The 25,714-nt window shown below is 33.7% G+C and carries 27 protein-coding genes and 1 tRNA gene; 13 read left to right on the top strand and 15 right to left on the bottom strand.

All coding sequences use genetic code 11. The features are described from left to right. Nucleotides 1-38: 38 nt before the first annotated feature. From RC62_RS05125 to RC62_RS05115, 3 genes are all read right to left on the bottom strand, one after another. Nucleotides 39-989: an ABC transporter ATP-binding protein gene (locus RC62_RS05125; protein ID WP_055093255.1), complete on the bottom strand. Its 951-nt coding sequence runs from the start codon at nt 987-989 to the stop codon at nt 39-41. A gap of 104 nt (nt 990-1,093) precedes the next feature. Next, a complete protein-coding gene (locus tag RC62_RS05120; protein WP_055093254.1) occupies nt 1,094-1,789 on the bottom strand; it encodes an OmpA family protein in 696 nt (231 codons plus the stop codon). A gap of 18 nt (nt 1,790-1,807) precedes the next feature. Beyond that, a complete protein-coding gene (locus tag RC62_RS05115) occupies nt 1,808-2,308 on the bottom strand; it encodes a lipocalin family protein (RefSeq protein WP_055093252.1) in 501 nt (166 codons plus the stop codon). Nucleotides 2,309-2,512: 204 nt separating this feature from the next. Here RC62_RS05115 and htpG point away from each other — a divergent pair, with 204 nt between their 5' ends. From htpG to RC62_RS05100, 3 genes are all read left to right on the top strand, one after another. Further along, a complete protein-coding gene (htpG, locus tag RC62_RS05110; RefSeq protein WP_055093250.1) occupies nt 2,513-4,396 on the top strand; it encodes a molecular chaperone HtpG in 1,884 nt (627 codons plus the stop codon). 122 nt (nt 4,397-4,518) lie between these two features. Then, entirely contained in the window at nt 4,519-5,349 is an 831-nt protein-coding gene (locus tag RC62_RS05105; RefSeq protein WP_055093248.1) for a hypothetical protein, read from the top strand. 131 nt (nt 5,350-5,480) lie between these two features. Next, nucleotides 5,481-6,197, top strand: coding sequence for a DUF4369 domain-containing protein (locus RC62_RS05100; RefSeq protein ID WP_055093246.1), 717 nt, complete (start codon nt 5,481-5,483; stop codon nt 6,195-6,197). Nucleotides 6,198-6,313: 116 nt separating this feature from the next. Here the strand turns inward: RC62_RS05100 and RC62_RS05095 are convergent, their stop codons facing one another. The 7 genes from RC62_RS05095 to idi all read right to left on the bottom strand — a co-directional run bounded on the left by RC62_RS05095 (nt 6,314) and on the right by idi (nt 9,864). Continuing rightward, nucleotides 6,314-6,772 (bottom strand): DUF5362 family protein, encoded by a 459-nt coding sequence (locus RC62_RS05095; protein WP_055093245.1) that lies wholly within the window; start codon nt 6,770-6,772, stop codon nt 6,314-6,316. A 150-nt stretch (nt 6,773-6,922) separates the two neighbouring features. Next, a tRNA-Thr gene (locus RC62_RS05090) sits at nt 6,923-6,996 on the bottom strand. A 78-nt stretch (nt 6,997-7,074) separates the two neighbouring features. Then, nucleotides 7,075-7,341, bottom strand: coding sequence for a hypothetical protein (locus tag RC62_RS05085; RefSeq protein WP_055093243.1), 267 nt, complete (start codon nt 7,339-7,341; stop codon nt 7,075-7,077). Nucleotides 7,342-7,398: 57 nt separating this feature from the next. Then, the gene (locus RC62_RS05080) at nt 7,399-8,367 is read right to left on the bottom strand and encodes a type I phosphomannose isomerase catalytic subunit (RefSeq protein WP_055093241.1); all 969 of its coding nucleotides are present in this window, start codon (nt 8,365-8,367) and stop codon (nt 7,399-7,401) included. A 58-nt stretch (nt 8,368-8,425) separates the two neighbouring features. Further along, nucleotides 8,426-8,884: a peroxiredoxin gene (locus RC62_RS05075; RefSeq protein WP_055093239.1), complete on the bottom strand. Its 459-nt coding sequence runs from the start codon at nt 8,882-8,884 to the stop codon at nt 8,426-8,428. A 3-nt stretch (nt 8,885-8,887) separates the two neighbouring features. Then, the gene (locus tag RC62_RS05070; protein WP_055093237.1) at nt 8,888-9,298 is read right to left on the bottom strand and encodes a 6-carboxytetrahydropterin synthase; all 411 of its coding nucleotides are present in this window, start codon (nt 9,296-9,298) and stop codon (nt 8,888-8,890) included. Between the two features lie 38 nt (nt 9,299-9,336). Further along, on the bottom strand, nt 9,337-9,864 hold the full coding sequence (gene idi / locus RC62_RS05065) for an isopentenyl-diphosphate Delta-isomerase (RefSeq protein ID WP_055093235.1): 528 nt from the start codon (nt 9,862-9,864) through the stop codon (nt 9,337-9,339). A 295-nt stretch (nt 9,865-10,159) separates the two neighbouring features. Between idi and msrB the strand changes: the two genes are divergently transcribed. From msrB to RC62_RS05045, 4 genes are all read left to right on the top strand, one after another. Beyond that, entirely contained in the window at nt 10,160-10,714 is a 555-nt protein-coding gene (gene msrB / locus RC62_RS05060) for a peptide-methionine (R)-S-oxide reductase MsrB (protein ID WP_055093233.1), read from the top strand. Nucleotides 10,715-10,724: 10 nt separating this feature from the next. Then, a complete protein-coding gene (gene msrA / locus RC62_RS05055; RefSeq protein ID WP_082421225.1) occupies nt 10,725-11,342 on the top strand; it encodes a peptide-methionine (S)-S-oxide reductase MsrA in 618 nt (205 codons plus the stop codon). Between the two features lie 184 nt (nt 11,343-11,526). Next, nucleotides 11,527-12,930 (top strand): aminopeptidase P N-terminal domain-containing protein, encoded by a 1,404-nt coding sequence (locus RC62_RS05050; protein ID WP_055093230.1) that lies wholly within the window; start codon nt 11,527-11,529, stop codon nt 12,928-12,930. A 162-nt stretch (nt 12,931-13,092) separates the two neighbouring features. Then, nucleotides 13,093-14,052, top strand: a complete 960-nt coding sequence (locus RC62_RS05045; protein WP_055093228.1) for a quinone oxidoreductase family protein — start codon at nt 13,093-13,095, stop codon at nt 14,050-14,052. Nucleotides 14,053-14,310: 258 nt separating this feature from the next. Here the strand turns inward: RC62_RS05045 and RC62_RS05040 are convergent, their stop codons facing one another. Both RC62_RS05040 and RC62_RS05035 read right to left on the bottom strand, forming a co-directional pair. Beyond that, the gene (locus RC62_RS05040) at nt 14,311-15,402 is read right to left on the bottom strand and encodes a hypothetical protein (protein ID WP_055093227.1); all 1,092 of its coding nucleotides are present in this window, start codon (nt 15,400-15,402) and stop codon (nt 14,311-14,313) included. Between the two features lie 9 nt (nt 15,403-15,411). After that, the gene (locus RC62_RS05035) at nt 15,412-16,971 is read right to left on the bottom strand and encodes an NAD(P)/FAD-dependent oxidoreductase (RefSeq protein ID WP_055093225.1); all 1,560 of its coding nucleotides are present in this window, start codon (nt 16,969-16,971) and stop codon (nt 15,412-15,414) included. A 124-nt stretch (nt 16,972-17,095) separates the two neighbouring features. Between RC62_RS05035 and RC62_RS05030 the strand changes: the two genes are divergently transcribed. After that, nucleotides 17,096-17,335 (top strand): hypothetical protein, encoded by a 240-nt coding sequence (locus RC62_RS05030; RefSeq protein ID WP_055093223.1) that lies wholly within the window; start codon nt 17,096-17,098, stop codon nt 17,333-17,335. 119 nt (nt 17,336-17,454) lie between these two features. Here RC62_RS05030 and recQ read toward each other — a convergent pair whose 3' ends face one another. Continuing rightward, nucleotides 17,455-19,650: a DNA helicase RecQ gene (gene recQ, locus RC62_RS05025; RefSeq protein ID WP_055093221.1), complete on the bottom strand. Its 2,196-nt coding sequence runs from the start codon at nt 19,648-19,650 to the stop codon at nt 17,455-17,457. Nucleotides 19,651-19,736: 86 nt separating this feature from the next. Here recQ and RC62_RS05020 point away from each other — a divergent pair, with 86 nt between their 5' ends. The 4 genes from RC62_RS05020 to lptB all read left to right on the top strand — a co-directional run bounded on the left by RC62_RS05020 (nt 19,737) and on the right by lptB (nt 22,771). Further along, nucleotides 19,737-20,702: an SIS domain-containing protein gene (locus tag RC62_RS05020; protein ID WP_055093418.1), complete on the top strand. Its 966-nt coding sequence runs from the start codon at nt 19,737-19,739 to the stop codon at nt 20,700-20,702. Beyond that, nucleotides 20,702-21,517, top strand: a complete 816-nt coding sequence (gene tatC, locus RC62_RS05015; RefSeq protein ID WP_055093219.1) for a twin-arginine translocase subunit TatC — start codon at nt 20,702-20,704, stop codon at nt 21,515-21,517. The genes RC62_RS05020 and tatC overlap by 1 nt, the downstream gene beginning before the upstream one ends. Then, nucleotides 21,510-21,860, top strand: coding sequence for a carboxymuconolactone decarboxylase family protein (locus tag RC62_RS05010; protein ID WP_055093217.1), 351 nt, complete (start codon nt 21,510-21,512; stop codon nt 21,858-21,860). The genes tatC and RC62_RS05010 overlap by 8 nt, the downstream gene beginning before the upstream one ends. A gap of 170 nt (nt 21,861-22,030) precedes the next feature. Beyond that, the gene (lptB, locus tag RC62_RS05005) at nt 22,031-22,771 is read left to right on the top strand and encodes an LPS export ABC transporter ATP-binding protein (protein ID WP_029272155.1); all 741 of its coding nucleotides are present in this window, start codon (nt 22,031-22,033) and stop codon (nt 22,769-22,771) included. 79 nt (nt 22,772-22,850) lie between these two features. On the opposite strand, the gene RC62_RS05000 is transcribed toward lptB, so the two are convergent. Together RC62_RS05000 and RC62_RS04995 are read right to left on the bottom strand one after the other, a co-directional pair. After that, a complete protein-coding gene (locus RC62_RS05000; protein ID WP_055093215.1) occupies nt 22,851-23,711 on the bottom strand; it encodes a glycoside hydrolase family 25 protein in 861 nt (286 codons plus the stop codon). Between the two features lie 10 nt (nt 23,712-23,721). Beyond that, nucleotides 23,722-24,432 (bottom strand): CDP-alcohol phosphatidyltransferase family protein, encoded by a 711-nt coding sequence (locus tag RC62_RS04995; protein ID WP_055093213.1) that lies wholly within the window; start codon nt 24,430-24,432, stop codon nt 23,722-23,724. A gap of 275 nt (nt 24,433-24,707) precedes the next feature. Between RC62_RS04995 and RC62_RS04990 the strand changes: the two genes are divergently transcribed. Beyond that, a complete protein-coding gene (locus RC62_RS04990) occupies nt 24,708-25,691 on the top strand; it encodes a PorV/PorQ family protein (RefSeq protein WP_055093417.1) in 984 nt (327 codons plus the stop codon). Nucleotides 25,692-25,714: the final 23 nt, after the last annotated feature.

Below are 25,714 nucleotides of genomic sequence, written 5' to 3'. Positions count from 1 at the left end.
TCGGGTTTTTATTTATACAGAATAAAAAAAATATCTAATTACAAATAATTTAAACCTAAAAATATTTCCTGTTCAAGAGGCAAATCGATTTCACTTTCAAAAAACACCAGTTGTCTTTTATAAACTGTTTCAATTAAAAAATGATTTCCTCTAAAATAAGTTCTTCTAATTTTTACCGGTAAATTTGATTCGGCTACCATTTTAAACTGATGTGGATAAACCAATGTTTTATGTGTTTGATCTTCATATGGTAATAGTAAGTGGGTAGGAATCTCATTTACTTCCCCAAAAAGCGAAGCCACATATTTTGTTTCAGGATCCTCATAAATTTTTGTCGGATTATCTTTTACGATAACCTCCCCGTTTCGCATTACGATTGCTTCATCTGCAAACGATAATGCATCTGTGCTGTCATGGGTTGCAATAATACAGGTAATTCCTTTTTGTTTTAAGTATCGAAATAAATTTCGGCGTAAAGCATTTTTACGAAAAGCATCTATCTGGCTAAAAGGCTCATCTAATAAAATTACTTCCGGTTCCAGAGCCAAAACTCTTACCAGAGCTACTCTTTGTTGTTGTCCTCCACTTAAAAATTTAGCTTTTACATTAGAGAATTGCTCCATTTCTACCATTTCAAGTAGTTCCTGAACACGTAGTTTTTTCATGTTGGCAAAACCATTCGAAAGAAATTTACCCACATTTTCCGCTACAGTTTCAAAAGGGGACAAATCAAAATCCTGAGCCAGGTATTTCATAAAAGGCATTCCCGGGATCAAATTGTATTTAGGACCTAAAATAGGTTTATCATTATAAAAGATTTTACCTTCTTTTAAATCATATAAACCGTACATTAATTTTAAAAGTGTACTTTTTCCGCAGCCGCTTTCACCAATAATAGCAATATTCTCGCCTTTATTTATGGTAAAAGAAACGTTTTTTATAACGGGGCTATCGGTATACGAAAAAGAAATATTCTGAATGTCGAGCATGGGTTGTATTTGAAAGTTCAAATTTACAATGTTTAATTTCTAAAGTCAAAAAAAAGCTGCTTCAATTATGAAACAGCTTTTAAGAAATTTTATTGCGTTTGAAACTATTTACCAGCTTCGGTTTTAGCGTCATTTACCATTTTGTCATTTGCAGTAATAGAAAATTCTACACGACGGTTTTGAGCTCTTCCTTCCGGAGTATCATTTGTAGCAATTGGATCAACAATTCCTAAACCTGAAGTTTTGAAACGGCTTGATTTTAATCCTTTAGAAACTAAATAAGATTGCACAGAAGCAGCTCTTTGTCCAGAAAGTGTTAAGTTGTATTCTGGTTTTCCTGTGTTATCAGTATAACCAAAAATTTGAATATCAGTATCTCCGTATTCATTAAATACAGGAACCAATTTATCTAAATTTGCTTTTGCCTGAGTTGTCAAAGTAGATTTGTTAGTATCAAAACGAACAGCATTTTCATTAAGGGTCAAGTGAATTCCTTCTCCTACTCTTTCTACAGATGCACCTGGTAAAGCCTGATCAATTTCACGGGCTTGTTTGTCCATTTTGTTTCCAATAAGAGCACCAGTTCCACCACCTACAGCAGCTCCAATTGCAGCTCCTAAAGCAGCGTTTCCGCCTTTTCCTAAATTGTTACCTAAAATACCACCAATAAGACCACCGGCAACTACTCCAATTCCTGCACCTTTTTGTGTATTATTTGCGTTTTTAACTGAATCGCAACTTGCAAAAAAACTTACTAATACAAGTAAACTACTCAAACCTAAAACTGTTATCTTTTTCATATTATATATTTTTTAATTTTAATTAGCTCTTTGAAATTGGTAAGTAACATCTTTTACTTGTCCACCAACATTGATGTTATCAACTAACTGAAATGAATTTTCAGTTAAACCGGCAACTTTCAATAAATATCCGTCTCTTACTTTTTTTGCTTTTATACCAGCATCAAGAATTTTAAGTACAAACAATCCCTGATTATTGATACTCCAAACAATTGGTGAGCTAAAAGCAGTACAGCTTGGTGCTGTTAAAGCCATTGAACCTTTGTTATTATTTGAAATAAAGTTCCAGGTACTTCCAATGAAACATTTAGAATCTGCAAGATCAAAAGAATTTACTTTGATATATTCAGAACCAGGATAAGACACATTTGTTAAAACCCAATTTCCTTTAATGGCTACCTGAGTAGGTCTGTCAAGTTTCTTTGATAGTGGAGTGGCTTCAGTTGAAGCTGTAGACGAAGCTGATTTACACGCGAATAACATCGTTGCGATCATGCAAATGAAAATAATTTTCTTCATTTTGTACTTTTATTTAAGTTAATACTTACTTATTTAACAATTATTATACGACAAAGATACAATTCATAAGAATATCTTTTGTTTTACAATCAAATTATTTTCTTTCAAAATTAACACTTGCGACATTTTGTCATTCAAAAAACAATTGGTATTCTATTTGAAGAAATGAAAATCATCACTTTAAACTAAAAAAATAATAAAAATATGACAACAGGTAAAATTAATGTTTCGGTAGAAAACATCTTTCCCTTAATCAAAAAATTCTTGTATAGCGATCACGAAATCTTTTTACGTGAGTTAATTTCAAACGGAACCGACGCGACTTTAAAGCTAAAACACTTAATTAGTATAGGAGAAGCTAAAGTAGAATTCGGAAATCCTGTTATCGAAATTAAAATTGATAAAGAAGGCAAAAAAATCCACATCATTGACCAGGGTTTAGGTATGACAGCTGATGAAGTAGAGAAATACATCAACCAGGTTGCTTTTTCAGGAGCTGAGGAATTCCTTGATAAATACAAGGATTCTGCTAAAGATTCTGGAATTATTGGTCACTTTGGTCTTGGTTTCTACTCTGCTTTTATGGTTGCAGAAAAAGTTGAAATCATAACTAAATCATACAAAGACGAACCAGCTGCACACTGGACTTGCGATGGTAGTCCTGAATTTACTTTAGAACCTGCTGACAAAACTTCACGTGGTACAGAAATCATCCTTCATATTGCTGAAGACTCTCTTGAATTTTTAGAAGATTCTAAAATCAGCGGATTATTGAATAAGTATAATAAGTTTATGCCTATTCCAATTAAGTTTGGAACAAGAACAGAAACACTTCCAAAACCGGAAGATGCGCCTGAAGATTACGTAAACGAAACTATCGAAACAGATAACATCATCAATAACCCAAATCCGGCCTGGACTAAACAACCAACCGAATTATCTGATGAGGATTATAAAAATTTCTACAGAGAATTGTATCCAATGCAATTTGAAGATCCGTTGTTTCACATTCATTTAAATGTAGACTATCCATTCAACTTAACCGGAATTTTATATTTCCCTAAGTTAGGATCTGATATGCAAATTCAGAAAGATAAAATTCAATTGTACCAAAACCAGGTTTACGTTACTGATAATGTAGAAGGAATTGTACCTGAATTTTTGACGATGTTAAAAGGTGTTATCGACTCACCGGATATCCCATTGAACGTTTCCCGTTCAGGTTTACAAGCTGATGGTGCGGTTAAGAAAATTTCTAACTACATCACTCGTAAAGTAGCAGATAAACTTAAAGCCTTATTTAACGAAAACCGTGCTGATTTTGAAGCTAAATGGAATGATATTAAAATTGTTTTAGAGTACGGAATGCTTTCTGAAGATAAATTCTACGAAAAAGCTGGTGCATTTGTTTTATACCCAACTGTAGATGACACTTATTTTACTCTTGAAGAATTAAAAGAGAAATTAAAAGAAAACCAAACTGATAAAGACGGAAAACTGGTTGTTCTTTACGCTGGAAATAAAGAAGCACAACACTCTTATATTGAAACAGCAAAAGAAAAAGGATACGAAGTGTTACTTTTAGATTCTCCGATTATCTCACACTTGATTCAAAAAATTGAAGGCGATAATAAAGATGTGACTTTTGTTCGTGTAGATTCTGATCATATTGATAATTTAATCAAAAAAGAGGAAAACACGATTTCTAAGTTATCAGATGAAGAAAAAGAAACTTTAAAAACTTCACTAGAAGCTTATATCCCTAAGGCATACAGCGTACAACTTGAAGCAATGAATAGTCAGGCTGCTCCTTTTATTATCACGCAACCAGAATTTATGCGTAGAATGAAAGAAATGAGCCAGTCTGGAGGCGGCGGAATGTTTGGGATGGGTAATATGCCTGAAATGTATAATCTGGTTGTAAACACAAACTCAGATTTAGCTACAAGTATCTTAAATACAGAAGACAAAACGCATCAGGAACACTTGGTAAAACAAGCTTTAGACTTAGCCAAGTTATCGCAAAACCTTTTAAAAGGAGAAGCGTTAACAGCTTTTGTAAAAAGAAGTTTTGAGATGATCAAATAATATTTTTTATTAAAAAAACGTTCTAAATCCTGTAGGCTCTGCTTACAGGATTTTTTTATTTACACTCACTTTTTTTATTAAATTTGAATGCCTATTAATACTAACAAAAAACCAAAACTACTATGAAAAAGACCCTAATTTTATTACTAACCATTTGTGCAACAGGATTCACCTATATTTCTTGTTCCAGTAATGATGACGAAAAAACGAATCAGGCTGATGTAAGTTCAGTTGGAGCTTCGATTGCAATTGATGCCACTACCGAAATGGATATCAAAACCGGGTTATTGGTTTCGTCAAAAACCTCATCCTCAGGAAAATCAGCCGAAAATGTAACCGGAATCTGCGGCACTGTTACCGTAACACAACAAAGTACAGAATCGTACCCAAAAGTATTCACGGTAGATTATGGAACAGCGGGATGCTCAGACAATCAGATTGTAAAAAGAGGAAAACAAAAAATTACATTTTCCGGACCCATAACTACTACAGGAAGCAAAATGACCATTGAGAGAATAGACTACTCTATTACAGGAATTAAACTCGAAGGAACAATTGAATATGTAAATACTACAACTATTGCAACTGTACCGCAATTTAGCAGAAAAGTCACTAACGGAAAATTTACAGATCTGGCGGGAAGAGTTTATCTTAATTCAGGAATGGTTACTGTAAAACAAACTGCAGGCGTAGAAACACCATTTGTTCTTGAGGATAATATTTATGAAATGACCGAAGGAACTCATACCGTAACCGCACAAAGCGGAGGAACGCTAACCTTGACCGTTCAGGAATCCTTGATTAAAAAATATTCTTGTGAATTTATTTCTAAAGGAAAACTAAAAATTCAGGGCGGAATACTAAACGGTGTTGTAGATTATGGCGACAATGATTGCGATAGTAAATATACTTATATGAACGAAAACGGAACTTCATATAATTTAGTGATGTAAACAGATAATTTGAATAAAATTCAGGAATCCCAATTTAGAAATAGATTGGGATTTATTTTTTGCAAAATTTAAATACTACATCATTACATTCAAACTATTTTCTTTATTTTGCAGCAAAATCTAAAAAACCAATGAAAAAATCACTTATTGCTTTTGTTACACTCGCAGTATTAGCATCTTGTAGTAAAAAAGAATCAACTGACGGCTTGCACCTTACAGGAAATATAAAAGGATTAAAAAACGGAACTTTATATATTCAAAGAATCGTTGATACCTCTCTTGTTGCTGTTGACAGTATCAAAATAGACGGAAATTCTGCTTTTGAAAGCGACTTAAAATTAGAATCTCCAGAAATTCTTTATTTATATCTGGATCGTGGCGTAACCAACTCATTAGACAATAATATTATGTTTTTTGCTGAGCCGGGAAATATAAATATAGATACCAATTTAGATAATTTTATCTATGGGGCAAAAATTACCGGATCTAAAAATCAGGATTTATACGAAGAGTACAAAAAAATAAATTCTCGTTTTAATGACGAAAGCCTTTCTATGGTCGAATCAAAATTTAAGGCTATCAAAAGACAAGATCAAAAAGCTATCGATAGTATTAATGTAAAACAAGAGTCTAATATTAAAAGAAAATACTTGTATGCTACAAACTTTGCTCTTAACAATAAAGATCACGAAATAGCACCTTATATTGCTTTATCTGAAATTTACGACATCAACATTAAATTTCTGGATACCATTCAAAAATCAATGACTCCAAAAGTAGCACAATCACTTTACGGAAAAAAACTAACTAAATATGTTGCTGACATTAAAAAAGAGCAGCAGAAATAACATATACCATTTTAAACAAATAAAAAAGTCCTGAGAATCTCAGGACTTTTTTGTTTTATAGCAAACTCAAATTAAATCATAAAAAAGATTCTTAGAAAGTTTGAAATTTTATTTTTCTATCTTCCTAATAGCGCTCCAAATATAGCAAGTACAAATATTAATCCGTACAATACCAAAATAGCAAGCATAAAAATACCGATAAATTTGTAGTGAGATTTTAGATACCCCAAAGAACTTGTTAGTAATTCAGTATCATTATCCCTGAAAGCTTTTTTTGCATTAGATGCAAACTTAAATAAGTAATATACTGGAAAAAAATAGATTGCTCCGATAATAAAATACACTATGCCCATTACTACGCCAAAAGAACTCCCCATTGCATTTGCTCCGGGAATAGCTGCTCCCATTGCTGCAAAAAAGGTTCCTGCAAAAACTGCAATTAACATAATAAGCCCAATGCCTACAAAACCTAAAATAGACAAGAAATAGGCCCATTTTGCGGTTTCTTTTAAAAACTCTTTTGCAGATTGGTCGAGCTGCAACTCAAATTTTTCAAAAACTGAATTTTCTTCCATTTGTATAATATATGTTTTGGTTAAGAAACAAACATAAGAAAAATATGGTTACAATTTTCTAAATTATAAAATTCAGAATTAAATTATGTTCTGCTTGACAAAAGAAAAAGGCAAAAAAAACCACCACTAAAAAGTGATGGTTTTACGTTGAGCCGGCGGAGGGACTCGAACCCACGACCTGCTGATTACAAATCAGCTGCTCTAGCCAACTGAGCTACGCTGGCGACTCATTACGGGTGCAAATATAAAGCGGTTTTTCGTTTTACCAAAATAAATTTGCACTTTTTTATACTTTTTTTTGCTTACAATTCGTTGATTTTAGCAATCAATTGATTAGCAGTTTCTTCCAATTCAACATTGATTTGTTTAAAGTGCGCTTTTTTGTTTTCAACGTTCTTAGCATTCACTTTTGTGATCAAAGTATCAAAAGCTGCGATAGCCTGATCGATCAAAGCATTCGTTTCCGGAGTTGGATTTCCTGATGTAGACATTTCGAACAAGTAAATTGCTTCAATAATATCTCCTAATACGAAGTTGATGTCTTTCTTTAAATTTTTAACGTTTGCCATTTTTATTTTTATTTTAATTTGCGACTGCAAAAGTACATATAATCTTTTTATTAAGCGCTATGAAATGTAAATTTCTAAAATAGAAGCTTTTCCGTTCAAAATAAATGCATTTATCTCAGCCGGAACTAGAACAGTATCTCCTTTTTTATAGGATTGTTTAAACCCATTATATTCAATTTCAAAATTTCCCTCGATACACATGTAAACCGTAAAAGTTTCTCCTGTTTTTACAACCTCAACTTTATTTTCAAGAGGGATAAAATTGGTCGTAAAATAAGGACAATCAACCACTACATTAGAGGTGTTTGCTTTTGTCTCATATTTCTTTTGAGTATCAACCTTATTATAATTTATAGCATCAAGCGCTAAATCTACATGAAGTTCTCTTTTATTACCCTGTGCATCTACTCTGTCAAAGTCATATAAACGATAAGTAATGTCTGATGTTTGCTGTATCTCTGCCACTACTAATCCGGCACCAATAGCGTGAACAGTTCCGGTTTCTAAAAAGAAAACATCTCCCGCTTTTGCTTTTACATCATCCAGAATCGAAACCAAAGTTTTATCCTCTAAATGTTTTAAATACTCTTCCTTACTTGAATTCTCCTTAAAACCTACAATAATTCTGGAATCAGGATCTGCCTGCATTACATACCACATTTCAGTCTTACCAAAAGAGTTATGACGCTCTTTTGCTAACTTATCATTTGGATGTACTTGTATAGACAAATCTTCTCGGGCATCTAAATATTTAAAAAGCAACGGAAATTGTTTCCCAAATCGATTGTAAACTTTAGTTCCTAAAATTTCGTCTGGCATTTCATCGATAAGTTCCATCAATGATTTCCCTTTCAAAACTCCATTAGCAACAACACTAACATCACCTTCTACGGTTGATAACTCCCAACTTTCTCCGGTAATTTTAGAAACGATTGGTTTATTAAGAACTGTTTTTAACTTTTCTCCTCCCCAGATTCTATCTTTCAATATGGGTTCAAATTGTAAAGGGTATGATTTCAGGTTCATTTTTTTTAAGGCTAATATCTTTATTAATTTAATAGCAATCTGATACTATTTATATATTCTATAATACTAATTCTTTGACAGTTTCAAGCGCTTTTGCGATGTGCTTTCCGGCATTCATACTATCAAATATTAATATGACAACACCATTTCTATCAATAACATACGTTACTCTTCCAGGTAAAAGTCCAAATAAAGTATCACGAACACCAAAAAGATGTCGTAATTTTTTATCCTGGTCAGATAATAGTATAAAAGGCAATTTATGTTTGCTGGCAAATTTATGATGCGACTTTATACTGTCGCTGCTTATACCAATAACTTCAGCTCCCAGGTCTTTAAAATCTTCGTATTGATCTCTAAAACTACAAGCTTCAGTTGTGCATCCGGGCGTATTATCTTTTGGGTAAAAATAAATCACAAGCGGTTTTCGCCCCAAAAAACTTTGGCTTTCAAAAACTTCTCCATGACTATCTTTTGCAGTAAAATTGGGAACGATATCTCCTATTTTTAGTGACATTTATTATTCTCCTTTATAAGTTACAAAATTGCGGTCCGTTTCATTCAACACGATTTCTAAGTCAAAATCGGGCTGAATTCTTTTTCTAATTTTATTCCATATCACAACGGCAATATTTTCTGCTGTTGGATTTAAATCCTGAAATTCCGGAACATCCAGATTCAGATTTTTGTGATCAAACGGAATCTCTACTTCTTCGTTTATGATATCCGCTAATACTTTCACATCTAAAACAAAACCAGTTTCAGGGTCAATTTTTCCTGTAACACTTACTGTTAAACCATAATTATGACCATGAAAATTGGGATTATTACATTTTCCAAAAACGGCATTGTTTTTTTCAAATGTCCAATCTTTTCTGTGCAATCGATGTGCAGCATTAAAATGTGCTTTTCTTGATATGGTTACTTTCATTTTGAGGTTGGTTAGTTTGGGGTTAAGCTTGTAATCTTTTAAATCTTATGATCTTCTAAGTAATGATCAAATTCATCAAATATTATTTTAAACCAAACGGTGTAAATTTCAGGTTGCTTTTCGATATCTGCTTTTACATCTTCAATTTTCATCCATTTCCAGTCTTCTACTTCTTCAAAATTTATGTTTGGATTATCGTTATAATATCCAATCATAACATGATCGAGTTCATGCTCTGTTAAACCATTATCAAAAGGAGCTTTATAAATAAAATGAAAGAGTTCTTTCAATTCTGCTTTAAAGCCCATTTCTTCAAACAATCTTCGGCTTCCCGCTTCGATATTCGTTTCTCCTTCTCGCTGATGACTGCAACAGGTATTTGTCCAGAGTAAAGGGGAATGGTATTTTTGATGGGCACGTTGCTGCAGCATTATTTCATTTTTGTCATTTAAAATAAAAACTGAAAAAGCGCGATGCAGAACTGCTTTTTCGTGTGCTTCTAATTTTGGCATTAAGCCAATTTGCTCATCATTTTGATTTACTAATATTACGTTTTCTTCTATCATAGGGCTTATTGATCAAACAAAAATACGAAAAAAGAAATGGCTTTAAAATCCTCAGAGAGATTGTGAAAAGTTTAACGACTCAATGATTTTTCAAAACATTAATTTTCAAGTAATTGAAACTTAAACATCACATAAAAACCTTTAGAAAACAAGCTGTAAAAACTAAAACCAACTATTATACGTAAATAAAGAAAAGTTAAAACATACTTAAAAAAATCTGAATTGTAAAGTACACGACATTTCAAGGCGAAATCTAGTTGTATCTTTGAAATCACAGAATTAAAGCACTAAAACAATGAAAACAAAAACTCAAATTTTCAGCCTTTGCTTTTTAATTCCGCTTTTCATTTTGCAGGCATGCGGACAAAGTGCAAAAAAACAAAATACCAAAACAGTCGTTATGGAAAACAAAATCACCAAACCCGGAAATCCTTATTATTCGAATATTGATACTACTAAACTAAATGTAAGTAATGCCGAGTGGAAAAAAGTATTACCGGAAGATGTATATGATGTAATGCGAAATGCAGATACCGAAAGACCTTTTACCGGAAAATACTGGAATACAGATGAAAAAGGGACTTACTATTGCGCTTCATGCGGAAACTTACTTTTTCGTTCAGGTGCTAAATTTGCCAGCAGCTGTGGATGGCCAAGCTTTTTTGAACAAGACAACAAAAAAAGCGTAGTGTATAAAAACGATAACTCTTTGGGAATGGAAAGACTTGAAGCTTTATGCGGGCGTTGCGGCGGACATTTAGGTCATTTATTTGATGACGGACCTGCACCAACCGGAAAGCGCTATTGCATGAACTCGATCGCACTGGACTTTGTTCCTGATACTAAATAAAACATACAATATGAAAAACATAGTTATAATTTGCATTCTGGCATTCTCCTTAAACGGATTTGCACAAAATGACAAAGCAAAAAACACTTCAAACCTTGAAACCATTACTCTTGGCGGAGGCTGTTATTGGTGTGTTGAAGCAGTTTATGAAAATTTAGATGGAGTAAAATCTGTAGTTTCAGGTTTTTCCGGCGGTAAAGTTGCCAATCCTACTTATGAAGAAGTTTGTACAGGCACAACAGGTCACGCCGAAGTTGTTCAGATTACCTATGACAAAACGAAAACAGATATCAATGAAATCTTTCAGGTTTTCTTTACCGTTCACGATCCAACAACATTAAATCGTCAAGGTGCAGATGTAGGAACACAATATCGTTCTGTAATTTTTTATAAAAATGCGGAACAGAAAAAAGCTGCCGAAAGTATTATTGCCGAACTCAACAAAGCAAAAGTATACAGCAGTCCTATTGTGACAAAAGTAGAGCCGTTTAAAGCGTTCTATAAAGCCGAAGATTATCATCAAAATTATTATGCAAACAACAAAAACCAACCGTATTGCAAAATGGTAATTCAGCCAAAAATCGAGAAATTCGAGAAAGTCTTTAAAGACAAATTAAAAAAGAAATAACAGTATTTTATCTTGGTTAATAATAGTTGCCGTCCATTTTTATGGACGGTTTTTTTATGTTTTTTTTGCCAAATTTCAGGGATTTTCATCTTGAAACATTCATGTAATTTGTGGCGTTTTTTTTCTCTGATAGCAATTCATATTTTTTGTAATTTGCAGCGACAAATCAATCAAAAATCACAAAATGAAGCAATTATTGTTATTCTTTACCTTATTCATAACACTTTCTCAAGTTCATTCTCAGCAAAACCTTCCAACAGATTATCTTTCTAAAGAATTTCATAAAGGCCGAAGAGAAGCTTTTAGAAATTTAATGCCTAACAATTCTGTTGCAGTTGTTTTTTCTTATCCGGAAAGAGTTTTTTCTAAAGATGTAAATTATAATTACCATCAAAATCCTGACTTGTATTATCTTTCAGGCTACAAAGAGCCGGATGCTGTTTTATTGCTTTTTAAAGAAGATCAGGGTGTAGAAAAATACAATGAAATTCTTTTTGTGAGAGAAAGAAATGCAGGAAAAGAAACCTGGACAGGAAGACGCTTAGGAGCCGAAGCGGCAAAGTCTAAACTAGGTTTTACAACTGTTTATAACGGAAAGGATTTTAAGGATTTTGCTATTGATTTTAAAAAATTAAGTACCATTATTTATGATAAAATCCCAACAGATATTGGCAATGATAAAAGCGGGTTTGATCTTTATGGCTTATTAGAAAGTTTTAAAACCAAAGCCGGAATCACAACCGAAAACGAAACCTCAATAAATTTATTTACAAACATCACAAATTCACTCAGAGAAATAAAAACTCCTGAAGAAATGGATTTGCTTCGCAAATCTGTAAAACTTTCCTGCATCGCTCACAACGAGGTAATGAAGGCTATTGGTCCAGATATGAGCGAAAACGAAGCAGACGGAATCCATGCTTACATACACAGGCATTATGGTGCCGAAGCCGAAGGATATGCCCCAATTGTAGGCGCCGGAGCAAACGGATGCATCTTGCATTATGGAGAAAACAACAGCACAAAAATTGACAATCAGTTGCTTTTGATGGATGTTGGCTCTGAATATCACGGTTATTCTGCCGATGTTACGAGAACAATTCCGGCAAACGGAAAATTTTCTGAAGAGCAAAAAGCGATCTATCAATTAGTATACGAAGCTCAGGAAGAAGTTTTTAAAATTTGCAAACCAGGAACTCCAATCCAGAATCTAAATCAAAAATCCAAAGAAGTTATAGCCGCAGGTTTAATAAAGCTCGGAATTATTACAGATCCTAAAGACGTGAGAATATATTATCCTCACGGCTGCTCTCATTTTCTGGGTCTGGATGTGCATGATAAAGGTAATTATATGGGAAAACTAAAAGAAAATATGGTTCTGACTGTTGAACCCGGAATCTATATCCCGGCAAACAGCAAATGCGATAAAAAATGGTGGAACATTGGCGTTCGTATCGAAGACGATCTTGCAATTACAAAAGATTCATACGAAAATTTATCTGCTGAATCTCCAAGAAAATGGCAGGATATCGAAAAACTTGCCACCCAAAAAAGCACTTTCAACGAAATGAAATTTCCTAAAATCTAATTTTATTTTTCTACCACAAATTTCACAATTAGCACGAATTAATTAGTGTAGATTTGTGAAATTCGTGGCAAAAATATTTTTAACCTTATAATCTGTGGTTATAAAAATTTCAAACTGGAAACAAATTTTCACGTACTTTGTATTTCTTAATTTAATTAAAAAATGAAAGCACTAACCTTTTCTTCTTTTGGAAATTCTGATGTTTTAGAATATATCGAAATTCCGAATCCCGAATTAAAAACGGACGAAATTTTAGTCGAGATGAAAGCCATCGGATTAAATTTTGCCGATGTTTACAGACGAAAAGGAAATTATCACCTGAAAGGAAATCCTCCTTTTATTGCTGGTTACGAAGGTGCCGGAATTGTTGTTGATGCAAATAATCATCCGGAATATAAAGTTGGGGATCGCGTGGCTTTCGCCGATGTTCCTTTTGCAAATGCAGAATTAGTGGCAGTGAATACAAATCACGTTCTTCCGTTACCTGAAGCGATTTCTTTTGAAACTGCTGCTTCTATTTTATTACAAGGATTAACGGCACATTATTTAGCCACCGACAGTCATAAAACTACCCAAGGAGAAACTGTTTTAATTCATGCCGTTGCAGGCGGAGTAGGTCAGTTTCTTACTCAAATAAGCAAACTTTTGGGAGCGAATGTCATCGGTTTAACCTCCTCTTCAGACAAGGCCAAAGTTGCCATCGAACAAGGTGCAGATCATGTTTTTCTATATAATGAAGATTGGAAATCTCATGTTTTAGAAATTGCCCCAAAAGGTGTTGATGTTGTTTACGACAGCATTGGTAGTACTTTAGCGGATAGTTTTAAGATCACGAAAGAATGTGGACAAGTCGTTTTCTTCGGGATGGCAGGCGGTGATCCTGAACCTGTCGACCCAAGAATGCTAATGGATGGTTCAAAAACATTAACCGGCGGGGATTTGTGGAGTTATTTAAATTCTAAAGAGGAAAGAATTAAGAGAACAAATCAATTATTTTCCTGGATTATCGATGGAAAACTTATACCAACAACCCCAACTTCTTTCAGATTATCTGAAGGAAAACTGGCTCACGATTATCTTGAAAGCAGAAAAAGCACTGGAAAAATAATCCTGATTCCTTAAATAATCCGGACAACCATTGATTTTCAGTTATTAGTATCAGTCTCAGATTTCAGTCTCAGTTCTCATGTAACCTTATTATTCCCAGGAATAAAGAATCTCAACAACATAAAGACCATATAAAATCTATTTTTATCTGCGTTTTCGCTTAGCGAATCTGTTTAATCTGCGTTCTTTTTTTCACAATACTTTTAAATCATCAGAAAAGCAAAGACTAACAAAATATTCAACAAAATTTAATCCCAATATCTCAAACCAATTTTACAAACTATCAACCTCAATCTTCGTCAATTCAGACAATTCTAAAATTCTGGCAACATCACTTTTATTCGCTACAAAAAACAGATAATTATCTCCATGCGTATCATAAGTCATTAATTCAAGATCTCGCTTTTCTAAAGCCGATTGAATATAAGGAAATAAATCATGACTGTAGGTTTCTTCCGGATATTCGAAATTTAGATCTTCGCCAATCATTTCCGAAATGAAATATTCAGCATCTTCAGGATCAAATTTCCAATCGCTGTTCCAGGCATCGATACTTTCAAAAAAATCCCATTGTCCCTGAACTATTGCATGATATTCTTTTTCCTCTTTTTTAAAATTCTTTAAAAGCTTTTTAGATTCCTTTTTAACCAATTTCTCCTCTACATGTCCTCTTGTAACCAATTTTATAAACTCTTCAAAAGTTTCCTGAGTAACCTCAACTTCTTCAGGCAATAAATTTTCCTGAGAAGGAAGTTCAATACTTTCGGGTAATTCTATTTGCAAATACTGACAAATCCCTTGTAAAACTCTTTCAAATTCTTTAAAACCTATTTTCTGAGTATCATTTTTCGGATCTTTTATATCAATAGATTCTGTATCGAGGATTGCTTTTGTATAATCGAGGAAATAACTATTATTATAAAGCATTCTAAAATCATTTGTTTCCAGACTATTGGTACAGCAAAAAAAGATTACAAAATTATGCAGCACATGTTTCAGGTATTTTTTAGCTTCCGGAGTTGGCTCTGTATAAAACTGAATATGAATATAATCGAATTCCAATTCCTGAAGCATCTGTTCTTCTGAAATTGGCCCTATATTAATCTTCTTATATATCTCGTTCAAAACTTCGTAAGCGTTTTTAAAACCGCTTTTCTCAATCTCAATTTTTCCTTCATCGTGATCAAATGAAGTTGGAAACGAATACAAATTCACAGAAACCGTATCGTGAACTCCTTTCATTTTAAAATCAAAACTATTATTTCCATTATACAATTCTGAATAAATACTATCCATAACATCAAAAGAGACAATCGATTTTGGATCATTATTTCTACCAAATAAATTAGAAAAGAAGTTTTTCATAATACTATATTATTTTAAAGTTTCGGCAATCATTAAAGCACATTTTTCGCCGTCTATGGCTGCAGATATAATTCCGCCTGCGTACCCCGCTCCTTCTCCACAAGGATATAAACCTTTTATTTGCAAATGCTCGTACGTTATTGGATCTCTGGGAATACGAACCGGAGATGACGTTCTGCTTTCCGGAGCATGCAAAATTGCCTCATTGGTCAAATAACCACGCATTGATTTTCCAAATTCCATAAATCCTTCACGCAATATCTGAGATAAAAATCCAGGAAAAACCTGTCCCATTTCTACAGATGTTGTTCCGGGAACATAAGATGTTTTAGGAATATCAGCTGAAACTTTATTTTGAGTAAAATCGACCATTCGCTGTGCAGGAACTTTTTGAGTTTCTCCTGCCAAATGCCATGCTTTTTGTTCAATACTTTTTTGAAATTCCATTCCGGCCAAAGCACCAAATTTTGCAAAAGGTTTAAAATCTTCTAATTTCAATTCGATTACAATTCCGGAATTTGCCGTAACCTGATCACGTTTAGATGGTGACCAGCCGTTTGTAACTACTTCGCCCGGGCTTGTAGCACAAGGCGCAATTACTCCGCCGGGACACATACAAAATGAATACATTCCGCGGCCGTTAACTTGTTTCACGATAGAATATGGCGCCGGAGGCAAATGTTCGCCACGATAATCACAGCTATATTGAATACTATCTATTAATTGTTGAGAATGCTCTGCACGAACCCCCAAAGCAAAAGGTTTTGCTTCTATAAAAATTTTCTTTTTATCTAATAATTCAAAAATATCCCTTGCAGAATGTCCTGTTGCTAAGATCAATTTATTAGCCAGAATCTTGTCTCCGTTTTGAGTTATGATTCCTTCTACTTCATTATTCTTTACTAAAATATCAATTACGCGGGTATCAAACAAAACCTGACCACCAAATTCGATAATTTTATTTCGGATATCTTCAATAATTTTAGGTAATTTATTGGTCCCGATATGCGGATGCGCTTCTACGAGAATATCTTCTGAAGCTCCAAAAGCGACTAAAAGCTCTAGAATTCTGGTTACATCACCACGTTTTTTAGAACGTGTATATAATTTTCCGTCAGAGTACGTTCCTGCTCCACCTTCGCCAAAACAATAATTAGAATCTTCGTTTACGATATGTTCTACGTTTATTGCTTTTAAATCACGACGGCGGCCTCGAACATCTTTTCCTCGTTCTAAAACAATTGGCTTTAAGCCTAATTCTATTAATTGCAAAGCTGCAAAAAGTCCTGCAGGACCTGCTCCAACTACAATTACTTCCTGAGCCGAAGAAACATCCTTATATATAGGTAGCTCTATTTTAGTTTCCTGAAAAGGTTCTCCTTGTAAATAGATAATCACTTTCAGATTCATTTTTATCGCTTTTTGTCGCGCATCAATAGAGCGCTTTAAAATAGAAATATGCTGAATTTCCTTAGAAGAAACCTTTATGTGTTTAGACAAATAGTCTTTTAGCAACAATTCGTTTGAAGCTATTTCCGGAGTTACCTGAAGTAAAAGTTCTCTTGGCATTTTGTTTTATTTATTCAATTAGCTTTTCTTTTTATGAAAAGAACATGCAAAAATACTATTTTGAAATGAGATTAGGATAGACTTTGTACCTTTGTTACTTTGAACCTTTGCACCTCTAAAAAAAATGTCTAGAAAAATAAAATTGATTTGGGATTTTCGTGGTCCGGCTTCGGCAAAAACAGCTGAGCATCATGAAATTCATTTAAAAGAATATATCGCAATAGAAAAATTGCCTTTGAATATTACCGGATTCAAAATCATAAACGATATGCACGCTACCGCTTTTATGGTAGTAACTGATGGAAATATGATTCAGGTACGAGATGCTTTGAAACCGCATCGTGGGGAAGTATATGAGGGGTGAAAAAGTCACAGTTCTCAGTGGCAGTTTACAGTTATGTACTGAGAATAAATTTAAGTTGCAGTCTCAGTTTTCAATCTCAGTAAAAACTGAAAGCTATAAACTGAGACTGAAAACTTTTTTTAATTCGCTACTTCGCTAATAAATTTAATTCGCATTAAACGTAATTCATCAATATCATAATCACCATCGAATTCTTTAAGAGCGTCTTCGATTTTATCTGATTCTGATTCCATGAAGTAATCGTGAATTTCTTCTTGCTGATCATCATCAAGCATATCATCAACCCAATACTTAATATTAAGTTTTGTTCCTGCGTATACGATCATTTCCATTTCTTTGATCAAAGCATCCATCGAAAGTCCTTTTGCTGAAGCAATGTCACTCAATGGTAATTTTCGATCTATATTCTGGATGATATATAATTTATTTGCGGAGTTTACTCCTGTAGATTTTACCACTAAATCATCTGGACGAATTATATCGTTGTCTTCTACATAACGATTAATTAAGGTCACAAAATCATTACCATATTTTTTGGCTTTTCCTTCACCAACACCATGAATATTATAAAGCTCAGTTAAAGTAATTGGATATTTTAAAGCCATATCTTCAAGAGAAGGGTCCTGAAAAACAACAAACGGAGGAACGCCTAGTTTCTTTGCAACTTTTTTACGAAGTTCGCGCAACATTCCCATTAGGACTTCATCAGCTGTTCCCGATGATTTTGCTGCTGTTACGATTGCTTCATCTTCAGACTCATTGTATTCATGATCTTCAGACATCATGAATGAAACTGGATTTTTAATGAAGTTCAAACCTTCTTTTGTAATTTTTACTACTCCGTAAGTTTCGATATCTTTAGATAAATATCCTGCTACTAAAACTTGTCGTAATAATGCCATCCAATATTTCTCGTCATGATCTGAACCTGAACCAAAAAAGGATTGTGTATCTGTTTTATGTGCCTTAATTACGGCATTTATTCTACCTATTAATGTAAAGACAATTTCTTTTGACTTATAGATATGTTTTGTATCGCGAACAATTTCAAGTAATTTAACCGCCTGATCCTTCGCTTCGACTTTAGTTTTAGGATTACGAACGTTGTCATCCATATCTGCACCTTCGCCGGTTTCGCTGTCAAATTCTTCACCAAAATAATGCAGCAGGAATTTTCTGCGGGACATTGAGGTTTCGGCGTAAGCCACAACTTCCTGTAATAATGCAAAACCAATTTCTTGTTCTGCTACCGGTTTCCCGGACATAAATTTCTCCAGCTTTTCTACATCTTTATAGGAGTAATATGCTAAACAATGTCCTTCGCCTCCATCACGACCGGCACGACCGGTCTCCTGATAATAACTCTCAAGTGATTTTGGAATATCGTGATGAATTACAAAACGAACATCTGGTTTGTCAATTCCCATACCAAAAGCGATTGTTGCTACAACAACATCTACGTCTTCCATCAAGAACATATCCTGATGTTTGGCTCGCGTTTTTGCATCTAAACCTGCGTGATAAGGAACAGCGCTGATTCCGTTAACTTGTAAAACTTCGGCAATTGATTCTACTTTCTTACGGCTTAAGCAATAAATAATTCCGGATTTACCTTTATGTTGTTTTATAAATCGAATAATATCCGATTCTATATTTTTAGTTTTTGTTCTAACCTCGTAGTATAGGTTTGGTCTGTTGAAAGATGCTTTAAAAGTATTTGCATCAGACATGTCCAGGTTTTTAAGAATATCTTCCTGAACTTTTGGTGTTGCAGTTGCGGTAAGACCAATAATTGGCACTTGCCCCAATTGTTTGATAATATTTTTCAGATTTCGATATTCAGGTCTAAAATCATGACCCCATTCTGAAATACAATGTGCTTCATCGATAGCCACAAATGAAATTGGCACACTCTGCAAAAAAGCCACATATTCTTCTTTTGTCAAAGATTCCGGCGCTACGTACAAAAGTTTTGTCAAGCCGGAAGTGATGTCTTTTTTTACTTGTGCAATTTCTGTTTTTGTGAGAGAGGAATTTAATACATGCGCAATTCCGTTTTCTGAAGAAAGGCTTCTGATTGCATCAACCTGATTTTTCATCAAAGCAATTAAAGGAGAAACAACAATTGCTGTTCCGTCCTGAATTAAAGCGGGTAATTGATAACAAAGAGACTTTCCACCGCCAGTAGGCATAATTACGAATGTATTCTTTTTACCTAAGATACTCGTAATGACTTGCTCCTGCAAACCCTTAAATTGGCTAAAGCCGAAATACTTCTTTAATTCCTTGTGTATTTCAATTTCGTTTGAATTCATTCTTTATATTAATGGTATTTTGTATAAATTTGCAACACATAAAGATACAACTTTCTTTTATACATACAAATTTTAAATATCCTGTTTTGATCACAAAAGAAAATATATTGGCGATCGCCAAAAAAACAATACTCTCTGAAAGTGAAGCAATTACAAAGCTAATTGATTTTCTGGATGAAAATTTCTACGAAGCAACCCAACGTATTTACGAAACAAAAGGCCGATTGATCGTTACAGGCATCGGAAAAAGCGCAATCATAGCTCAAAAAATGGTGGCTACTTTTAACTCTACCGGAACGCCTTCTATGTTTCTACATGCCTCAGAAGCTATTCACGGCGACTTGGGAATGATACAAAAAGAAGACATAATTATCTGTATTTCTAAAAGCGGAAACAGTCCTGAAATAAAAGTTTTGGTACCGTTATTAAAACGTTTTGGAAATATTTTAATTGCTATTACCGGAAACATCACTTCGTCATTGGCCAAAGGTTCAGACTATGTTTTGAACACAACGGTTGATATGGAAGCATGCCCTATAAACCTGGCACCAACAAACAGCACAACTGCACAACTTGTTATGGGTGATGCCCTTGCGGTTTGTTTGATGGAAATGCGAGACTTTAAACCTGAAGATTTTGCCGTATATCATCCTGGTGGGGCTTTAGGCAAAAAACTATTGCTTCGTGTTAAAGACATGATTGAACATTCATTAAAACCTCAGGTTACTCCGGAAACTTCGGTTAAAAAGGTGATTTTTGAAATCTCAGAAAAAAGATTAGGCGTAACAGCAGTTATTGAAAATGATAAAATTATCGGAATTATTACTGATGGTGACATCCGAAGAATGCTAAATGACGTAGATACTATTGCAGATTTAACTGCAAAAGATATTATGTCGAGAAACCCTAAATTAGTATCTTCAGAAACTATGGCAGTTGATGCTTTAAATATTTTAGAAGATTTTTCTATAACACAACTTATTGTTTCAGATAACGGCGAGTACAAAGGAGTATTACATTTACATGACATTTTAAAAGAAGGAATCGTATAATGGCAAAAAAAAACCTTGGCGAGATGTCATTTTTAGACCATCTTGAAGAATTAAGATGGTTATTAGTGAGAAGCACAATCGCAATATGCATTATGGCTTTTGTCACTTATTTTATTAGTGATTATTTGTTTGATCAAATTATTTTAGGTCCCATAAGACCTACTTTTTTTACTTATGTATGGTTTTGCGACCTGTCTCATCAACTGGGTTTTGCAGATAGCATTTGTATCACTGAATTAAATTTCATTATTCAGAATACAGAAATGGAAGGGCAAGTTAACATCTTTGTATGGATGTGTCTTTTAGCCGGATTTATCCTGAGTTTTCCTTATATTTTATGGGAACTCTGGAAATTTATCAGTCCTGCACTATATGAGAAAGAAAGAAAAAATGCCAAATTCTTTATATTTACTTCTTCCTTACTTTTCTTTTTAGGAGTATTGTTTGGCTATTATGTAGTAATCCCGATGTCCGTGAATTTCGTAGCTACTTTCTCTGTGAGTGATGTTGTAAAAAATCAATTTACATTAGATTCGTATATGGGAATGGTAAAAACCAGTATTCTTGCCAGCGGATTATTTTTTGAATTACCAATTATCATTTATTTCCTTACCAAATTAGGATTAGTAACTCCTGATTTCCTGAGAAAATATTGGAAATATGCCGTTGTAATCATTTTAATTGTCGCTGCAATTGTAACACCTCCGGATGTTGTGAGCCAAACTATTGTTGCTATACCAATGTTGATTATTTACGAAGTGAGTATCCTTATTTCGAGAATCGTTTATAAAAATAAATTAAAACAAAATGTCTGATATCATACAAGAATTCAACGACTACCGTTCTAAGATGAACGAAAAATTATTAGCTGACAATAATAAAATTGTAAAGCGAATTTTTAATCTTGACACTAATGCTTATGCTCCGGGAGCTCTTGATGTAAAAACAAAAGAACTTTTAGGCTTAGTAGCTTCAGCAGTTTTACGTTGTGACGATTGTGTAAAATACCACTTAGAAACCAGCCATAAAGAAGGCGTTACTAAAGAAGAAATGATGGAAGCAATGGGAATCGCAACTTTGGTTGGTGGAACAATTGTTATACCTCATTTACGCAGAGCATACGAATTCTGGGAAGCTCTGGAAGAAGCTGCAAATTAGATAATTTGATAATTAGTCCATTAGATAATTATATACGATATGTTAATTCGTTTAATTGATTAATTAATTTTAACTTATTTTGCCTTTATTTTCTAAAAGAGAAAAGATAAATTTTTCCATATAGTCAATTATCTAATTTTCGAATTGACACATTATCTAATTAAAAAAAAATGAAGCTAAGAGCCGATAATTTAATCAAAACCTACAAAGGTCGTAGCGTTGTAAAAGGAATTTCTGTTGAAGTAAATCAAGGAGAAATCGTTGGACTTTTGGGACCAAATGGTGCCGGAAAAACGACTTCATTTTATATGATTGTAGGATTAGTAAAGCCAAATCAAGGTAATATCTATCTTGACGATTTGAACATTACTGATTATCCAATGTACAAACGTGCTCAACAAGGAATTGGTTATTTAGCACAGGAAGCTTCGGTTTTTAGAAAATTAAGCATTGAAGATAACATCCTGAGTGTTTTGCAATTGACTAAACTTTCTAAAGAAGAACAGATTGCAAAAATGGAAAGTCTTATTGAAGAATTCAGCTTAGAACATATTCGTACTAACAGAGGTGATTTACTTTCAGGAGGAGAACGCCGTCGTACTGAAATTGCCCGCGCTCTGGCAACAGATCCAAAATTTATTTTATTGGATGAGCCTTTTGCCGGGGTTGACCCTGTTGCGGTTGAAGACATTCAAAGAATTGTCGCTCAGTTAAAAAATAAAAACATCGGAATTCTAATCACTGATCACAACGTTCAGGAAACTTTAGCAATTACCGACAAAACATACTTAATGTTTGAAGGTGGAATTTTGAAAGCCGGAGTTCCGGAAGAATTAGTAGAGGATGAAATGGTTCGTCGTGTTTACTTAGGACAAAACTTCGAACTTCGTAAGAAGAAACTTGAATTTTAAAAAAAGTATACAGTTTACAGTCGCAGTATTCAGTCTCAGTCTCGGTAAAAACTGAATACTGCGACTGAATACTGAAAACTTATTCGACGGTTATAAACTGAAGCTGTTCGAGATCACCATTATAAATATTAACATCTACGCGATGTTTGATTCCTGGTAATGATGCTTTTTCTGTAAATTGCCAAAAAAGCCAATCGTCTTCAATTTTTTCTCTATAAAAATTGTAATTGGCAATCCAGAATAAATATTCTCCAAATTCTTCTTTCAAAAAATCAGCATAATAACGTTCTCCACTGTAAATAATTGGACGCACCTGATAATGTGCTTCTACTTTATTAAGCCATCGTTTCAATCCTTTTTTCAAACTATCCAACGGCTGATTCTTTGGTAACCTTTCGATATCTAAAACGGGTGGCAAATCACCTTTTTGCAATTTTACTGTTTTAATAAAAAGATTTGCCTGCTCGATTGAGTTTTCGTTTGGACGATAATAATGGTATGCACCACGAATGATTTTATGTTCTTTTGCCCCTTCCCAATTTTTCTTAAACTGCCTGTCTACTCTGTCATTTCCAGCAGTAGCACGAACAAAAACAAATTTTACAGGATATTTTTCTTCTAAAACTTCAACTTCGTCCCATTCTACTTTTCCCTGAAATTCAGACACATCGATCCCTATTACTTTTCCTTTATGATTTTCAAGAACCTTAATGTTTCGAACGTCAGACAAATGTTTATCAACAGCATCTTCATCTAATACTTTACTGGATTTAAAACCAAGATAATAGGCCAGTCCATCACGATAATGATAAACTGCTGCAAAAAAAACCAACACAAAAAAAGAATAAATAATAAAGCGAATTCCTCTTACTAAAATCGACTTTTGAGGCTTCGATTTTCGAGAATAAGTTGTTCTTCGGGTAGTTGTTTTTCTAGCCATTCAGATAAAACTACTTTTTCAAAAACATATTATTAACCACAGATAATAACACATAAAAAATGATAATTAACGGAATTGCCAAGTACTGAAGTGCGATCACCATAATTAATGATATCAATAAAAATACGATCTGAAGTACATTATCTTTTACCGTAAATTTCTTGATTTTTAAGGCAAACAAAGGAATTTCGGCATTTAAAATATAAGCACTGCATAATGTGATTGCAAGTAAAACCCATTGATTGGTTAATATTTCCAATACCATTAATGAATCTGAAAATTCCAGAACTAAAGGCAAACTCAATATAAAAAGTGCATTTGCCGGAGTTGGCAAACCGATAAATGAATCTGTTTGACGTGTATCAATATTAAAATTTGCCAATCTATAACATGATCCTAAAGTTATTATAAATCCTAAAAACGGAATCGCAGGATTTGTTCCCAGTTCGTGTGCACTATTGGTAAACAAACTATACATAACATAACCCGGCGCAACCCCACTTGTTACCATGTCTGCCAAAGAATCCAGCTGCAAACCAAGCGGACTTGAAACTTTGAATAATCTGGCAAAAAAACCATCAAAAAAATCAAAAAATATTCCTAAACAAACCATATAAAAAGCCATTAGATAATTGGCTTCTGAGATAAAAACAACGGCGATACAACCACAAAACAAATTGATTAATGTGATTAAATTAGGAATGTGCTTTTTAATATTCATGTTTTATATAATTTGATAATGACAGGGAACAAATTTAGCATAATAACTGTATCTATGTGGCGTTTTTTTAAGAGTTTTTTATTTGAAATTTCGACTTTCGTAATATTTATCAAAAGGAATAAATTTGCTGAGTAAAATATTATATTTTTGGTAAAAATTAAAACAGACTCCGGTTTGCTAAAAAATATCCGTTGAAGAAAACATTTGTGCTTTTATTATTTTGGTGTTATACAGTACAGTATGCGCAAACTGCTCGAAAATATTCGAATGAATTTATGAATATTGGTGTAGATGCAGCTGCGTTAGGAATGTCCAGCGCGGTGACGGCTTCTACAAATGATGTAAATTCTGTTTATTGGAATCCGGCTGGTTTAACAAATCTTGAAGATCATCAGATATCATTAATGCACGCCAATTATTTTGCAAATATTGCACAATATGATTACATAGGATATGCGAGCCCTATTGATGACAGAAGTGCCTGGGGAATTTCGATGATTCGTTTTGGTGTTGATGATATTATGGATACAACCCAATTAATCGACAATCAGGGAAATATTGACTATAACAGGATTAGTTTATTCTCGACTGCAGATTATGGCTTTACTTTTTCATATGCCCGAAAACTGCCTGTTGACGGATTTCAATATGGTGTAAATGCAAAAATAATAAGAAGGGTTATTGGTAAATTTGCTAATTCCTGGGGTTTCGGTTTTGATGTGGGGCTTCAGTTTGAACGAAATGACTGGAAATTCGGATTAATGCTGCGCGATATTACAACGACTTATAATGTCTGGAATATTGATGAAGAAGAGTATGCAAAGATCGCCAATGCTATTCCGGGAGAAAATAATGAATTACCTGAAAGTACTGAAATAACTTTGCCTAAAGCACAATTAGGGGTTTCAAGAAAGTTTGAATTTCATAATGATTATAGCCTTTTGGTTGCTACTAACCTAAATATGCGTTTTGAACAGACTAATGATATTATCTCATCAAAAGCTGTAAGTATTGACCCTGCTTTAGGATTTGAATTTGGTTACACTGATCTTGTGTTTTTACGTGCCGGGGCTGGAAATTTTCAGAATGTAACACAGCTGGACAATACTGAAAAAGTAAATTTTCAACCCAATATTGGTTTAGGTTTTAAATACAAAGGCATCCAGATTGATTATGCCTTAACGGATTTAGGAAACCAAAGTACCGCTTTGTATTCAAATATTTTTTCTTTAAAAGTAGATTTAGGTATCTTTAGATAAAATTTACAAACCATAAACTTCTT

Source organism: Flavobacterium aquidurense (assembly GCF_001404985.1).
GTDB lineage: Bacteria > Bacteroidota > Bacteroidia > Flavobacteriales > Flavobacteriaceae > Flavobacterium > Flavobacterium aquidurense_B.
This window is presented reverse-complemented; position numbering and strand designations above follow the sequence as displayed.

Excerpts from the sequence above, each read along its gene's own strand:
- RC62_RS05095 (WP_055093245.1), bottom strand. The coding sequence starts at position 6,772 with ATGGAAGAAAATTCAGTTTTTGAAAAATTTGAGTTGCAGCTCGACCAA.
- RC62_RS05100 (WP_055093246.1), top strand. The coding sequence starts at position 5,481 with ATGAAAAAATCACTTATTGCTTTTGTTACACTCGCAGTATTAGCATCT.
- RC62_RS05080 (WP_055093241.1), bottom strand. The coding sequence starts at position 8,367 with ATGAACCTGAAATCATACCCTTTACAATTTGAACCCATATTGAAAGAT.
- RC62_RS04990 (WP_055093417.1), top strand. The coding sequence starts at position 24,708 with ATGAATATTGGTGTAGATGCAGCTGCGTTAGGAATGTCCAGCGCGGTG.
- htpG (WP_055093250.1), top strand. The coding sequence starts at position 2,513 with ATGACAACAGGTAAAATTAATGTTTCGGTAGAAAACATCTTTCCCTTA.
- RC62_RS05125 (WP_055093255.1), bottom strand. The coding sequence starts at position 989 with ATGCTCGACATTCAGAATATTTCTTTTTCGTATACCGATAGCCCCGTT.
- RC62_RS05075 (WP_055093239.1), bottom strand. The coding sequence starts at position 8,884 with ATGTCACTAAAAATAGGAGATATCGTTCCCAATTTTACTGCAAAAGAT.
- recQ (WP_055093221.1), bottom strand. The coding sequence starts at position 19,650 with ATGAATTCAAACGAAATTGAAATACACAAGGAATTAAAGAAGTATTTC.
- RC62_RS05000 (WP_055093215.1), bottom strand. The coding sequence starts at position 23,711 with ATGGCTAGAAAAACAACTACCCGAAGAACAACTTATTCTCGAAAATCG.
- RC62_RS05035 (WP_055093225.1), bottom strand. The coding sequence starts at position 16,971 with ATGCCAAGAGAACTTTTACTTCAGGTAACTCCGGAAATAGCTTCAAAC.
- idi (WP_055093235.1), bottom strand. The coding sequence starts at position 9,864 with ATGATAGAAGAAAACGTAATATTAGTAAATCAAAATGATGAGCAAATT.
- lptB (WP_029272155.1), top strand. The coding sequence starts at position 22,031 with ATGAAGCTAAGAGCCGATAATTTAATCAAAACCTACAAAGGTCGTAGC.
- RC62_RS05045 (WP_055093228.1), top strand. The coding sequence starts at position 13,093 with ATGAAAGCACTAACCTTTTCTTCTTTTGGAAATTCTGATGTTTTAGAA.
- msrB (WP_055093233.1), top strand. The coding sequence starts at position 10,160 with ATGAAAACAAAAACTCAAATTTTCAGCCTTTGCTTTTTAATTCCGCTT.
- msrA (WP_082421225.1), top strand. The coding sequence starts at position 10,725 with ATGAAAAACATAGTTATAATTTGCATTCTGGCATTCTCCTTAAACGGA.
- RC62_RS05010 (WP_055093217.1), top strand. The coding sequence starts at position 21,510 with ATGTCTGATATCATACAAGAATTCAACGACTACCGTTCTAAGATGAAC.
- RC62_RS05030 (WP_055093223.1), top strand. The coding sequence starts at position 17,096 with ATGTCTAGAAAAATAAAATTGATTTGGGATTTTCGTGGTCCGGCTTCG.
- tatC (WP_055093219.1), top strand. The coding sequence starts at position 20,702 with ATGGCAAAAAAAAACCTTGGCGAGATGTCATTTTTAGACCATCTTGAA.
- RC62_RS05070 (WP_055093237.1), bottom strand. The coding sequence starts at position 9,298 with ATGAAAGTAACCATATCAAGAAAAGCACATTTTAATGCTGCACATCGA.
- RC62_RS05085 (WP_055093243.1), bottom strand. The coding sequence starts at position 7,341 with ATGGCAAACGTTAAAAATTTAAAGAAAGACATCAACTTCGTATTAGGA.
- RC62_RS05050 (WP_055093230.1), top strand. The coding sequence starts at position 11,527 with ATGAAGCAATTATTGTTATTCTTTACCTTATTCATAACACTTTCTCAA.
- RC62_RS05040 (WP_055093227.1), bottom strand. The coding sequence starts at position 15,402 with ATGAAAAACTTCTTTTCTAATTTATTTGGTAGAAATAATGATCCAAAA.
- RC62_RS05120 (WP_055093254.1), bottom strand. The coding sequence starts at position 1,789 with ATGAAAAAGATAACAGTTTTAGGTTTGAGTAGTTTACTTGTATTAGTA.
- RC62_RS05115 (WP_055093252.1), bottom strand. The coding sequence starts at position 2,308 with ATGAAGAAAATTATTTTCATTTGCATGATCGCAACGATGTTATTCGCG.
- RC62_RS05105 (WP_055093248.1), top strand. The coding sequence starts at position 4,519 with ATGAAAAAGACCCTAATTTTATTACTAACCATTTGTGCAACAGGATTC.
- RC62_RS04995 (WP_055093213.1), bottom strand. The coding sequence starts at position 24,432 with ATGAATATTAAAAAGCACATTCCTAATTTAATCACATTAATCAATTTG.